Here is a 10,982-nt window from a genome sequence, read left to right as displayed (position 1 = left end):
AACCTCCAGCCAACATCAATTTCATGCGCTACACCATTATTCCGGTCACCGCCTATCAACAAAACTGCACCTTACTGGTCTGCGAACAAACCAATAAAGCCGCTCTGGTCGACCCTGGCGGCGACCTTGATGTATTGCTGAAGGAAGTCAAAAAGCGAGGCGTGGAGCTGGAATCGATTCTGGTCACCCACGGCCATCTCGACCATGTTGGCGGCGTGGCGGAGTTGGCGGAAAAACTCTCGTTGCCGATCATCGGCCCGCAAATTGAAGATAACTTCTGGATCGAGGCCTTGGCGCAGCAATGCCGGATGTTCGGTTTTCCTGAATCGGTGAGTTTTACCCCACAGCGTTGGCTGAACGACGGCGATACGGTTAAGGTGGGTAATGAAGTGTTACTGGTAATTCATTGCCCCGGACACACACCTGGCCATGTGGTGTATTTCAGCGAGGACGAGCGCCTGGCGCTGGTCGGCGATGTACTATTCAAGGGCTCGATCGGTCGCACCGACTTTCCAAAAGGCGACCATCAAACTTTAATCAACTCGATTGAATTAAAACTCTGGCCCTTAGGAGAGGACGTGAAATTCATCCCCGGTCACGGCCCTATGTCTACTTTTGGCGCGGAAATGCGCAGCAATCCCTTTGTTGGAGCCTACCGCTAACCGAAAAAAACCAGCCCAAGGACAGGTTAAAACGGAGGAACTAGCATTCTGGATAAATAGCTGCCAGCGGATTTTATTGACAATGGTGGATGGGTAGGGGCGATAGCCGAAACCCATCGCATCAGTTTGAGGACACTTGATGGGTTTCGCTTCGCTCTACCCATCCTAAACATTGCAATGCCTCAACCCTGTTTTAGCGGTACGCCATCCAAGCCACTCGGCCGGGGCCCTGGTACCAAATCGCTCAAAACCGCCTTGTCCAAAGTCTGTAAAAACTGCTCGACAGCGCCGCCTAACAATCCTATCAGCCCGCACCCTTTCTCCAGCGCACAACTACCCTGCTTTTTGGGATTAAAACATTCTGCCATCTGAAAGTGCCCCTCCACTTCCCTTACCACATTGCCGACACTGATCTCCCGCGCCGGCCGCGACAAACAAATGCCGCCCCCTTTGCCGCGTACCGTCAGCACAAAACCTTTTACGCCCAGTTTGTGTACCACCTTGACCAAGTGGTTTCTGGAGATGCCGAAAAAATCGGCTAATTCAGTAATTGTTACCCGTTTTTCAGTGTTGATAGCCAGATAAATCAGTACGCGCAGCGCGTAATCGGTATGTGCAGTCAATTGCATGTCGGTGAATTTGGTAAAAGCCGTATTTGAAATAAATGTTAATGACGCTTACACTTGCCCGAAAGTTGCATTTTAAACGCATGTTATAAAACTGTCCGGCGGTAAAATTTAATGTTGATCGAACCCGTTGCCCTATCCGATTTTTTCCTGAGCTTTTTCAGTGCGGCGTTGATCATCTTGCTGGCTACCGTGTATGCGGCGTTGTATGCCTGGTCCAAGATCAGCGGCCGCCGCAAATTCGAGCTCGCCGCCTGGTTAATCTACGCTGCTTTGTTGATTTGCGTCGGGGTGTTCAGCTACGTCAATCATTTTAACGATTATTGGCTGCTGCTGTCCTTGTTAATGGTACTCGGCTACGGCTGGATGCCGCGTTTTATCTGGAAGTTGTGCGCCGCGACGCACGATGCAGATACTCACCACTCTCATCAATCTGGAGATCATCATGACTGAGCAAAGTCCGCCCCGCTGGGCGTCGGAAACATTCTGGAAAAAAACCGCGATCTGGGTGACCGGCGGATCTTTTGTACTGCTGGTTATTTTAAGCTTCGATTCGATGAAACAAATCAGTGCCGGCGGCCCGCGCGTACCCGCCTACAGCGTGATAAACAAAGACATCAGCTATCGTTTCGACAAAGCCAAGCAGCGCTACCAACCCACCATAGGCGAGGACGCGCCGTTGTTCGGCAAAACTTTGAGCGAAGAAGAAGCAGAAAAACTGATCGATCACGGCAAAAAAACCGTACAAGCCAAGAACTGCATGAATTGCCACACCCTGCTCGGCAACGGCGCCTACTACGCGCCGGACTTGACCAAAGCCTGGCTGGACCAAGGCTGGGGGGCTAAAGAATCGCGCGAACAAATGATGGTGAATTTCCTGCTCGATCCGGAAAAAAATGCCCGCACCTACGGCTCCAACCGCAAGATGCCCAATCTGGACATCACACCACCCGAAGCGGAAGCCATCGTTGCTTTCCTGAAATGGATGTCGTCTATCGACACCAATGGCTTTCCGCATAATTTCATCGCGCTGGGCGAAGAGGAACAATAAATGACCTTACAAGCTTATCAAGAAAAAGCGGCGAACTGCTGGGCCGGTTGCAAGCAACGCCATACCGAGCTCATGACCAACCCCCATCTGAGCGGCGGCCAAAAACTGGCGGTACATTACTTTACCGTGGCGATGGTGTTGTTTATGGCGCAATTGCTGTTCGGCCTGTTGGCCGGTCTGCAATTCATCTTCCCCAGCTTTCTCTATGAAATCCTGGATTTCAACGTCAACCGCATGGTGCACATCAACGCCATGGTGGTATGGATGCTGTACGGTTTCCTCGGCTCGGTGTACTGGTTTCTGGAAGATGAAAGCGGCGTCGAAATCGTCGGCCTGAAATGGGGACAATTGGCGTTCTGGGTATTGACCGGCGCCGTCACCGTCGTGGTCTTGGTGTACTTGCTGATTCAAATCGGCAGCGGTACCGATACCTCACTGTGGTTGATCAACGAAGGCCGCGAATACATCGAAGCACCGCGCTGGGCCGACATCGGTATCGTCGTCGTAGTATTAACCTTCTTCTATAACGTCGCCGCCACTTTTGCCAAGGGCAAATGGTCGGGCATCGCCGGCGTGTTGACTTTGGACCTGGTCGCGCTGGCCGGTTTGTATCTGGCCGGCATGTTTTACGTCACCAATATTTCCGTCGACCAATACTGGTGGTGGTGGGTGATTCACTTGTGGGTGGAAGCCACCTGGGAAGTATTGGTCGGTTGCATCATGGCCTGGAGCTTGATGAAGTTGCTGGGCGTGCGCCGCAAAGTCGTACAAACCTGGCTGTATATCGAAGTGGCCTTGATGTTCGGTTCCGGCATCTTGGGCCTGGGCCATCACTACTTCTGGATAGGCACACCGGAATACTGGTTTACCATCGGCGGCTTCTTTTCGGCGCTAGAACCGATTCCGCTGGTAGCGATGGTAGTGCATTCCATCTACGACGCCGGTGCACATCGTTTCAAAAACAGCAACCACCCTGCCCTGGCCTGGATCATCGCCCATGCCTTCGGCAATTTTCTCGGTGCCGGCGTTTGGGGTTTCATGCACACCTTGCCGCAGATCAATCTATACACTCACGGCACACAATGGTCGGCTTCACATGGCCATTTAGCGTTCTTCGGGGCTTATGCCACCATCAACATTGCCTTCTTCTACCTAGCGGCGCAGCAAGCGCGTGGTAAGGTCTGGATGGGTGGCGAGCTTGCCAATGGCTGGCGCTGGAAAACCGCCTCGATACTGTTAAACCTGGGCGTGATGGGCATGACGGTGGCTTTATTGATCGCCGGCTACGAACAATCGTTTATCGAACGCGCGGTGGAAGGCTCCACTTGGGCCGGCTATTTTGCCGCACAAAATCATCCCTGGTTCATGCAAGCAATGGTCTGGCGCATGGTATTTGGCTTGATGACGGCGGCGGGCGGCGGTTTGTTGTTCTGGGATTTATTGGAAATCGGCAAGGGTGAGCAACGGCCCGCGGCAGTGATTGACAGCGAAGCAGTAGCCCAATAAATCAACGGTGTGCTTACCGCTTGGGCATCCACCGATTTTTCAAACGCTTAAGGCGAATACGCTGGCGTATTCGCCTTGTAAAGGTTTTATCTCAAACCGGAGAACATTGCGAACAAGCGGTTGGCTTAGCAAATCTCTCACTGGCCTTCTTCGCCGCACTGACCACGTTGCTGATTGAACCCAGATAATAAATCGCCTCTTTAGCCGGCAGCAAAGAGCAGCTGGATTTATGAATCAGGTGGTCACCATTTTCCTGCGCGCTTATCTCAATAAAAAACTCTGCCATTGTTTGTTCCTCTTGATATAGGTTTTATAAATACAGATCGAACCGCGTGAATGATCGAACCTCTGTAGGCCATCGAACATTCGGCCTGAGCGATGTTATGAAAACGACATGAATAACCGCTAATTCAGGCCATTTTGCGGCTCAGCTAACTGACAGCAAGAAATAAACCAGAACCACCGGTAGATTAGCCCTGCTCATTCCCCGTTAAGCGACACCTTGTTTGGGCATTTGTTAATCAGAGGTTCCTTAACGGTAAATTTCTTTTCGGCGGCCGATTTCGACAATCAAAATCAGCAATTCACCATCCAAGATGCGACAGAGCAAACGGTAGTCGCCAACCCGGTAACGCCATAGACTCGACAGATTACCTTGCAAGGCTTTGCCGGTGCTGCGCGGGTTATCCGAATTCCGCCAACTGATCGATGAATTGCTCGATTCTTTGCTTGGCGGGTTTGTCCAAGCCTCGCAAGTATTTGGCCGCTTTGCCGTCGATCTTAATCTTTCAGGTCATAAAGCCCGGCTTTTACGTCGTCCCAATCCAATAACGCGCTTTCCCCGCTTTCGATACCGGCCAATACGGCTTCTGCTTGTTGGGCGTCGTGTCGGTTTTCCAGGTAGCCGCGAACGATGGCCGCTATAAGCTGGCCGGCGTTTTGGCCGTGCTTTTGGGCAATGCTGAGTATTTCTTGCTCTTCGGTAGTATTGATGGCGTCTATGGTAATCATGCTGGCACCATTGGAATGGATGGGTATAGGGTTGGATTATAGCGTTTTCAATAACAGTCCCAAACCAAGTCTAGCTCTTCGCCATCTTCGGAAAACAAGTCGTATTCGCCTTGGCCTTGGCCTTGTTTGACGACGAATCGCGCCGGTGGTTCATAGGTGTTGGCCATTGCTCGCAAAGCGTCGGGCAACGGCGGCTCATTGATGTCGATCAATATGCCGCCATCGCCTAAATCCCCTTCGCAAAAATCGCCGGCTTTGGGTTTATTTGCTCGGTCATCGATTTACCTCATAGTCTGGTCGTCCAAGCCGCAACTATCAGCCCGACGATTACGAACAACACCACGCCGATCCAGAACCCGATATTGGCACCCCAGAACACCAGCCCGCCGAAACGGTATCACCTCGGCGCCGGCCTTTAGGCCGTCCAGATAGTCCGCCCAAGCCTGCATCATCCGCCGGCGTTCATCCAGGTACTGAGCGCGATTGTAGGCCGCTCTGACAGCATCCTTGGGCATGTGGCACAGTTGCCGCTGTATGGCATCCGGCGACCAGCCTTGCTCATTCAGCAGCGTTGACGCCGTGGCTCTAAAGCCGTGGGCGCTCATCACGTCGCTTTCGTATCCCAAGGTTTTCAGCGCCCTCCGGATGGTGCCATCCGACATGGACCGGCAATCGCCCCGGCTGGACGGAAACACACCGGTGAGCGGCTGGATAGATGCCAGCAAGACGCAGCTGGGCGACCTCTTTAGGCTCGGTTACTGCGGCATTGTGTTTGACTTTTTGCGCGGGTATTTGTTTGGCTACCGGCTGGGCGGGATCATAATCGGTAAAACCGTGGGCAATGGCGTAGGAAAAAGCGGCGCTGATCTCGCTGTTGATCCTATGGGCCGTCTCCAGCTGGTTTTTGCCACTCAGCGGCTTGATGATGCCGAATATATCCGGCGATTTGATTTCAGCAATAGGTTTGCCGCCGATGACAGGGAAAACATACAGCTCAAAACGTCTGATTTTCTTTTGCTGGGTGATTGCTTGAACCGTGTGGTCTGTCCTGGCCGGCCATTCGCGGCAGACATGCTCACAGCTGTTGACGATAGGTATGCCGGCCTCAATGCGTTTTTGGTTATCTGCGGCCTGCTGCCTTTCGATTTTGGCCTGCTTTCTGGTCTCGCTGGGATCGATGCCGTTGGCGATTTGACTCCTAGCCTCTTCGGCTTTGCGTCGGGCCTGTTCAAGCGATACTTCGGGATAGACTCCAAAGCTTAACCGGTTTTGTTTGCGATCGAAGCGATAGATGAAGCGCCACAGTTTAGAGCCGTTGGTTTTGACCAGCAGCGTAAGCCCGCCACCATCGTTGACGGTGTGGTCTTTGTCTTTTGGCTTTGCCGCCCTGTAGGTCTTGTCGGTGTTGAGTTTTTCAACCATAAAGTGACACGATTTGGTGTCACTTTAACCCGTGTCACTAAATTAGCCTGATGTCCCGGCATTTCATGAGATGTCTTTGGACAATAAAAAACCCGCTAAGCCTTACGGCTAGCGGGTTTTTAAATTTCTTTGGACTACCTAAGATAGGTAGGTGGTACGAGGGTCGGAACCGATATGAAATGCAATGACTTGTTTTATAACAATTTAATTATAGAACAGCGCTCACGTATCACTATCCGTATCACTACTTCGAGTTTTGCCTACCAAAATACAATCACCGCCAGCCACTATTCCACTCGTTCGATATAGCCTTGGTATCGGCCACATCCATGCGGATGGCGTGGGAAACTGAGGGGATTGTATCAGGCCCTAATACGGCAAGGTGATTTTCTTCAATCACGGCGGTTACCCGTGCCAGTGTCATTAACGGACTGATCTGAGCAGGTTTTTGCAAACAACAGCGCGTCAGTTAATTCCAACCTAATCGCCTCAGCGGCCGCCCCTACTACAGCGGCATTAAGATTTTCAGCATCCCAACTTGCCGCTGTTTCCAGTAACTCGGCTATGGCTATTGCCCGTAACATCGGAGAATGGATGGCGTCCTCAATGTGAAAGGTCCGCTTCCGGTCATCGTTGCTCCACGGTATCCGGTGTTGGAAATTGATTGGGCTAGTGGTCATGGCTTACCCCCTTGTGGTATTGCGGTTTCGAGCAAAAACGCTCTGACGTGGGTTAATTCGCGAATGGAACGCTGAGATTTTTGGAAAGGCGGCGAACCGCGCCCGCTTGCTTGCGTCGGCTGCTGGCCCAGTGGCCTGGCCGGCTGGTTTGGCAAACGCCGGGTGTGGACAGCGCCAACCTCGCGTGCACGCGCGTTATGGTTATTTGGGTTATATGGTTTGGGTGACGTGGTGTCACTGCTTTTTGCTGAAATGTCACGGGTTTTTGACACAGTGTCACCGCTGTGTATAACTTTTTGCGGTGACACATTGTCACTGGCTGTTGAAAAGTCTGAAAAATCCGGTGACAAGGTGTCATCGGTTGTTGAAAACTTTTCAACCATCAACAGGTACCGGCTTGGCCGGCCAGTCTCCCGCACCACGACCAGCAGCCCCAGCGCTTCCAGCTCGCCAATGGCCCGCATCGCACTACGCCGTGAGCAACCGGCCCGCAGTGCAATGTCCTCCAGCGACGGGCTACAGTAGCCGGCACGGTTGGCACGATCCGCCAACGCGACCAGCACCGCTTTGGACGCCCCCATCAAACGCACCTGGAAAGCGGCGTTCAAATATTCGTTACTCATGCCGCACCACCCTGGATTTGATCACCAAGCGCCTCAGTAATATCCACCACCTTATTTACAGCCACCATAATCGATTCCAGCGTGCCGCTCCGAATATAGTTGGACTTTACTTCGTCCGGAATTTCATCGCCGCAATCGTCATCGACCAGAAATTTAAACAACAGCGATGAGCAACTGGCGATAGCACTGGACGCCGATTCGATGCTTTTCATATAGCTGTCCAGCGTGCTGCGGTCACTACTGCTTAGCGACACAAACCGAGCATCTTTCCATGACGCTTTCGAATCAGCCAATAGGACCTGCAGCGCCCACTGAGAAGCCTCCACCATGCGGACGTTGGCACCGATCAGGTAATGTAAGGCATCAGCCGACAATTCACCTTGCTGGGCTTGCTTAACAGCCTCACCATGGCCGTTGATAACATCGCCAAAGGCTTGAGTTAAAGAATTAACCAAGGCCATTTGTTGCTCGATACGAGCGGAATCGGTTTGCTGACTCATTGCGCACCTCCTTGCGCCCAGCGCTGAAAACAGGTGTCGCCGTTGTCCAGGTATTGATGGATTTCTTTCGCGGTGGCTCTGGCATCTAGGGCCAGCACGGCCATGCAATCATCGAACAGGACTTTATCCAGGCCACGCAAGGTGACTAAATTGAAGGGAAAGCGGTAGCCGTTATACAGGCCCAGTAGAAAGCGGCGCACGGTACCAGCCTGGCCGGTGTCGCGGTTGGCAATGGCGGACAACCTGATCAGCGCCGGCAGACCCGTTGCGGTGACGGTTTGGCGCTCAGCGTCAAGTTCGGCAATTTGCCGGAAAAAATCATTACCGGCTTGGGTTGGTTGGGTGTTGATTGGGCGGATTTTGCCCAAGGCGTGAGTGTTCATATCGGTTACTCCATGACAGGTAGTTAAACCGCCGCCGAAACTTTCCACGGTATCGGGCGACGGACTGAATGGGGTGGAAAACCGGGTCATGGATCCGGCCAGCGCCTAACGCTGCCCAGACAGTCCGCCATAATGTAAACACAATAAGGCTACGCAAATTTTGGGCGTAAAAAAACCGCAATTAATGCGGCGAATTTTCGCCATGACTAGACCAGGTTTCCACGCCCGGCGCCAGTTTTTACTGGCCAAATCATTCTGCGCGTCAGCGGGTTGGAATGTCAATTATTTTTTGGATTTGGCTTTCAATTGCCTAGAACGCCAATAGTCGCCGTAGCTTTGGAAGCCGGCACGTTGCCAGAGTGGCATGAATCCTCCTTGATGGGATGATAAAAACAAGATTCCGCCGGCGAAATACCGGCGGAAGCCTAAGCGCGAACAAATGCCCTACGCATCTCGGGTGCCGACCGTGCGATAACCTACATCGACCGCTTTAGCATTTGCGATGCCCCGAGCCTTCACCGGCTCCACACGCATGCCGGACGGGGAATTACCGAAACTAACCCGTACATCGACAGCACCGCGACCGCCGCCTATTAGGCTTTGCTTTTGGTAATAACCTGGCGGCCGCATGTCGCCCGCGCCTTGCACCGTCAAATCGGGGAAGTCTGGCAACAATTCGCCCACCGAGCGGCCTAGATAAAGCGGCACGCTGCCAATCGCTTTTAACACTTTGTTATCGTTGACCTGCTTAAGAAAATCAACCATCGACTGAGTTAATCCCTCGGCCGATTGCTTGATTTTGTCAAAATTATCAATAATCAAAGGTGCAGCAACGATGACGGCTTGAGCAAACAGCATCCAGGGGTTCATCTTCATGGCGGCTGTCAATAAGCCAACGCCACCCGCAGCAGCCCAAGCAGCCACCTTAACGCCAGCAAAAGCCCCGGCCATCTTAATCAGTGTCTGAATACCTTGCGGGTTTTCGTTGATGAACCCGGCCATTTTTTCCGCAACTTCGGTAAGTGACCCTGAAAGCCGCTTGAGCTCGGGTGCGTAGGTGCCGCCCAGCTGGGCTTGCATGTTTTCCATGGTGCCCGTCAAGGTATCTACCGTGTTGGTAAGGGTGCCCAGTGAATTGTTCACCCGCTGGTAAACGTCGCCTTGATCGCCGAACTTATTCACCATGTCCCAATAACCTCCACCCGCCATCACCATCGCCTTGGATGCATGCTCTTTGCCGAATGTCTTCTCGAACGTTGCAAATAGCTTGGCGGGATTCAGTTTCGCCATTTTCTCGACATCCTTCACCAGATTCTCGACCGTAGTGAATTTGCCAGCGCGAGCGGCCGCGGAAATCATTTCCTTGATGCCGGAGCCTGCCTCGCTGGGATCTATGCCGGCTTGCGTCAGTAATGCCACCATCGGTGCCAGGGAGTTGGCCACCCCTATGCCCTGCACCTTCAATGCTTTCAGCGGACCGCCGGCTTTTGACATGGCTGAAGTGAAGTCTTCGAAGCCAAGGCCAATATGGCGGGCACGTTGCATCGTATCCGCCAAGGCGATGAAGTCACTATTGGCAACGCCCAACACGTTGGAGATTTTAGCGATTCCCAGCGCCGAGCTATCGTAAGTCTCGCCTAGCTCCTTGGTTGCCACGCCCAGATAAGCCGCTGCCTTCAGGCCGCCGCCGATTAGAGTATTAGTGTCCATGCTGTTGGCCTTCATGACGGTAGCCATACGCTGGAAATCCGCAGTATTGCCCGGCAATTGGTTTCCCAATTGGATGGCGACTCTATTCAACGCCTCAAAGCCCGCCGACATGCCGTCTTTGGTCATCAGCGTGTTCTTTAGAGCGGTGCCGGCGTTTTCCAGGTCAGCAAAGGCTTTGGCCGGTACCGCCATCGCTGCAACAAAGCCCGCGCCAAGCATCGGCGCACCATTACCGACAGTTCTTAATTGTCTATGCAATATGTTTAGGTTTTTGGTGATTTGCTTCAAGCCTGGTGACATGCGGTCAACCATGCTTATCACGGCTTTTAAATCGAAATCTTTTGACATGGTTATTCTCCTGTCAGCTATTGGACGGAATACAAGCGGCTGAATCGCTCGTGTTGGGTTTTAAACCACGGTGGCGCGTCGTTCGTTGCCGACCGGCAGAACGCCCGTCCTTGGTCTTTAAATAACTCGACCGCCCAAAGTTTTACCTCGGGATGAGCGGCTTCAAGTTTCTGCTTAATTTCAGCTAACTGTTTGAGCTTTGGCACGGTTACGCTTTTCACGACATCCTTTTCGAAGGATGTATCGAGATAGATGCCTTGTCCCTCCCGTATAAGTTCGCAGCGTGTCAAAAAATGCCCTTCGGCGGTGGTAATGGAAAATCCCATTTTCTTCATAATTTGTTCCTCGATTTGAGCCTAGCCAATGACTAAGCGTGGATGTTTTGCCTATTACAGGCACTATCTAGCAACGTGGTTAATATAACAAAATTAACTATATTAATCAATAACTTATGTTATTT

At 52.4% G+C, this 10,982-nt stretch carries 17 protein-coding genes; 4 read left to right on the top strand and 13 right to left on the bottom strand.

Annotated elements, in window-relative coordinates; all coding sequences use genetic code 11:
- Positions 1–23: 23 nt before the first annotated feature.
- On the top strand, positions 24–662 hold the full coding sequence (locus CWO84_RS04850) for an MBL fold metallo-hydrolase (RefSeq protein WP_033156618.1): 639 nt from the start codon (positions 24–26) through the stop codon (positions 660–662).
- 182 nt (positions 663–844) lie between these two features.
- On the opposite strand, the gene CWO84_RS04845 is transcribed toward CWO84_RS04850, so the two are convergent.
- Positions 845–1,291 carry an Rrf2 family transcriptional regulator gene (locus CWO84_RS04845; protein ID WP_033156619.1) on the bottom strand — a complete coding sequence of 149 codons (447 nt, stop codon included), beginning with the start codon at positions 1,289–1,291 and terminating at the stop codon, positions 845–847.
- A gap of 111 nt (positions 1,292–1,402) precedes the next feature.
- On the opposite strand from CWO84_RS04845, the gene CWO84_RS04840 reads away from it, so the two are divergent.
- From CWO84_RS04840 to CWO84_RS04830, 3 genes are read left to right on the top strand one after another with little or no spacing between them, the layout of a single operon-like run.
- On the top strand, positions 1,403–1,741 hold the full coding sequence (locus tag CWO84_RS04840) for a hypothetical protein (RefSeq protein ID WP_051669963.1): 339 nt from the start codon (positions 1,403–1,405) through the stop codon (positions 1,739–1,741).
- Positions 1,734–2,339: a cytochrome c gene (locus CWO84_RS04835; protein ID WP_033156620.1), complete on the top strand. Its 606-nt coding sequence runs from the start codon at positions 1,734–1,736 to the stop codon at positions 2,337–2,339. The genes CWO84_RS04840 and CWO84_RS04835 overlap by 8 nt, the downstream gene beginning before the upstream one ends.
- A complete protein-coding gene (locus CWO84_RS04830; protein ID WP_174843452.1) occupies positions 2,340–3,845 on the top strand; it encodes a cbb3-type cytochrome c oxidase subunit I in 1,506 nt (501 codons plus the stop codon).
- A 91-nt stretch (positions 3,846–3,936) separates the two neighbouring features.
- On the opposite strand, the gene CWO84_RS04825 is transcribed toward CWO84_RS04830, so the two are convergent.
- The 12 genes from CWO84_RS04825 to CWO84_RS04780 all read right to left on the bottom strand — a co-directional run bounded on the left by CWO84_RS04825 (position 3,937) and on the right by CWO84_RS04780 (position 10,857).
- Positions 3,937–4,131: a hypothetical protein gene (locus CWO84_RS04825; RefSeq protein WP_033156621.1), complete on the bottom strand. Its 195-nt coding sequence runs from the start codon at positions 4,129–4,131 to the stop codon at positions 3,937–3,939.
- A gap of 246 nt (positions 4,132–4,377) precedes the next feature.
- Positions 4,378–4,506 (bottom strand): type II toxin-antitoxin system RelE/ParE family toxin, encoded by a 129-nt coding sequence (locus tag CWO84_RS25235; protein WP_308441640.1) that lies wholly within the window; start codon positions 4,504–4,506, stop codon positions 4,378–4,380.
- Positions 4,507–4,625: 119 nt separating this feature from the next.
- Positions 4,626–4,856, bottom strand: coding sequence for a hypothetical protein (locus tag CWO84_RS04815; protein ID WP_033156622.1), 231 nt, complete (start codon positions 4,854–4,856; stop codon positions 4,626–4,628).
- A gap of 47 nt (positions 4,857–4,903) precedes the next feature.
- On the bottom strand, positions 4,904–5,068 hold the full coding sequence (locus CWO84_RS24310; RefSeq protein ID WP_165385946.1) for a hypothetical protein: 165 nt from the start codon (positions 5,066–5,068) through the stop codon (positions 4,904–4,906).
- A 69-nt stretch (positions 5,069–5,137) separates the two neighbouring features.
- A complete protein-coding gene (locus tag CWO84_RS24800; RefSeq protein WP_230410264.1) occupies positions 5,138–5,518 on the bottom strand; it encodes a tyrosine-type recombinase/integrase in 381 nt (126 codons plus the stop codon).
- A complete protein-coding gene (locus CWO84_RS04810; protein ID WP_051669967.1) occupies positions 5,442–6,278 on the bottom strand; it encodes an integrase arm-type DNA-binding domain-containing protein in 837 nt (278 codons plus the stop codon). Before CWO84_RS04810 ends, CWO84_RS24800 begins: the two co-directional genes overlap by 77 nt.
- 392 nt (positions 6,279–6,670) lie before the next feature.
- Positions 6,671–6,958 (bottom strand): hypothetical protein, encoded by a 288-nt coding sequence (locus CWO84_RS04805; protein WP_101051927.1) that lies wholly within the window; start codon positions 6,956–6,958, stop codon positions 6,671–6,673.
- Entirely contained in the window at positions 6,955–7,581 is a 627-nt protein-coding gene (locus tag CWO84_RS04800) for a helix-turn-helix domain-containing protein (RefSeq protein WP_101051926.1), read from the bottom strand. The genes CWO84_RS04805 and CWO84_RS04800 overlap by 4 nt, the downstream gene beginning before the upstream one ends.
- The gene (locus CWO84_RS04795) at positions 7,578–8,081 is read right to left on the bottom strand and encodes a hypothetical protein (protein ID WP_101051925.1); all 504 of its coding nucleotides are present in this window, start codon (positions 8,079–8,081) and stop codon (positions 7,578–7,580) included. The genes CWO84_RS04800 and CWO84_RS04795 overlap by 4 nt, the downstream gene beginning before the upstream one ends.
- Positions 8,078–8,554: a hypothetical protein gene (locus CWO84_RS04790; RefSeq protein WP_101051924.1), complete on the bottom strand. Its 477-nt coding sequence runs from the start codon at positions 8,552–8,554 to the stop codon at positions 8,078–8,080. Before CWO84_RS04790 ends, CWO84_RS04795 begins: the two co-directional genes overlap by 4 nt.
- 354 nt (positions 8,555–8,908) lie before the next feature.
- On the bottom strand, positions 8,909–10,522 hold the full coding sequence (locus tag CWO84_RS04785; protein ID WP_101051923.1) for a phage tail tape measure protein: 1,614 nt from the start codon (positions 10,520–10,522) through the stop codon (positions 8,909–8,911).
- A gap of 17 nt (positions 10,523–10,539) precedes the next feature.
- Complete coding sequence (locus CWO84_RS04780) at positions 10,540–10,857, bottom strand: hypothetical protein (RefSeq protein ID WP_101051922.1); 318 nt, start codon at positions 10,855–10,857, stop codon at positions 10,540–10,542.
- Positions 10,858–10,982 lie beyond the last annotated feature (125 nt).

Source organism: Methylomonas sp. Kb3 (assembly GCF_002834115.1).
GTDB lineage: Bacteria > Pseudomonadota > Gammaproteobacteria > Methylococcales > Methylomonadaceae > Methylomonas > Methylomonas defluvii.
The sequence above is the reverse complement of the archived record's forward strand: the minus strand, read 5'-3'. Positions and strand labels throughout refer to the sequence as shown.

What these genes read in the sequence shown, in the direction of transcription:
- CWO84_RS04830 (WP_174843452.1), top strand. Translation starts at nt 2,340, where the DNA reads ATGACCTTACAAGCTTATCAAGAAAAAGCGGCGAACTGCTGGGCCGGT.
- CWO84_RS04785 (WP_101051923.1), bottom strand. Translation starts at nt 10,522, where the DNA reads ATGTCAAAAGATTTCGATTTAAAAGCCGTGATAAGCATGGTTGACCGC.
- CWO84_RS04850 (WP_033156618.1), top strand. Translation starts at nt 24, where the DNA reads ATGCGCTACACCATTATTCCGGTCACCGCCTATCAACAAAACTGCACC.
- CWO84_RS04835 (WP_033156620.1), top strand. Translation starts at nt 1,734, where the DNA reads ATGACTGAGCAAAGTCCGCCCCGCTGGGCGTCGGAAACATTCTGGAAA.
- CWO84_RS04845 (WP_033156619.1), bottom strand. Translation starts at nt 1,291, where the DNA reads ATGCAATTGACTGCACATACCGATTACGCGCTGCGCGTACTGATTTAT.
- CWO84_RS04795 (WP_101051925.1), bottom strand. Translation starts at nt 8,081, where the DNA reads ATGAGTCAGCAAACCGATTCCGCTCGTATCGAGCAACAAATGGCCTTG.
- CWO84_RS04810 (WP_051669967.1), bottom strand. Translation starts at nt 6,278, where the DNA reads ATGGTTGAAAAACTCAACACCGACAAGACCTACAGGGCGGCAAAGCCA.
- CWO84_RS04805 (WP_101051927.1), bottom strand. Translation starts at nt 6,958, where the DNA reads ATGACCACTAGCCCAATCAATTTCCAACACCGGATACCGTGGAGCAAC.
- CWO84_RS04840 (WP_051669963.1), top strand. Translation starts at nt 1,403, where the DNA reads ATGTTGATCGAACCCGTTGCCCTATCCGATTTTTTCCTGAGCTTTTTC.
- CWO84_RS24800 (WP_230410264.1), bottom strand. Translation starts at nt 5,518, where the DNA reads ATGTCGGATGGCACCATCCGGAGGGCGCTGAAAACCTTGGGATACGAA.
- CWO84_RS04790 (WP_101051924.1), bottom strand. Translation starts at nt 8,554, where the DNA reads ATGACCCGGTTTTCCACCCCATTCAGTCCGTCGCCCGATACCGTGGAA.
- CWO84_RS04815 (WP_033156622.1), bottom strand. Translation starts at nt 4,856, where the DNA reads ATGATTACCATAGACGCCATCAATACTACCGAAGAGCAAGAAATACTC.
- CWO84_RS04780 (WP_101051922.1), bottom strand. Translation starts at nt 10,857, where the DNA reads ATGAAGAAAATGGGATTTTCCATTACCACCGCCGAAGGGCATTTTTTG.
- CWO84_RS04800 (WP_101051926.1), bottom strand. Translation starts at nt 7,581, where the DNA reads ATGAGTAACGAATATTTGAACGCCGCTTTCCAGGTGCGTTTGATGGGG.
- CWO84_RS04825 (WP_033156621.1), bottom strand. Translation starts at nt 4,131, where the DNA reads ATGGCAGAGTTTTTTATTGAGATAAGCGCGCAGGAAAATGGTGACCAC.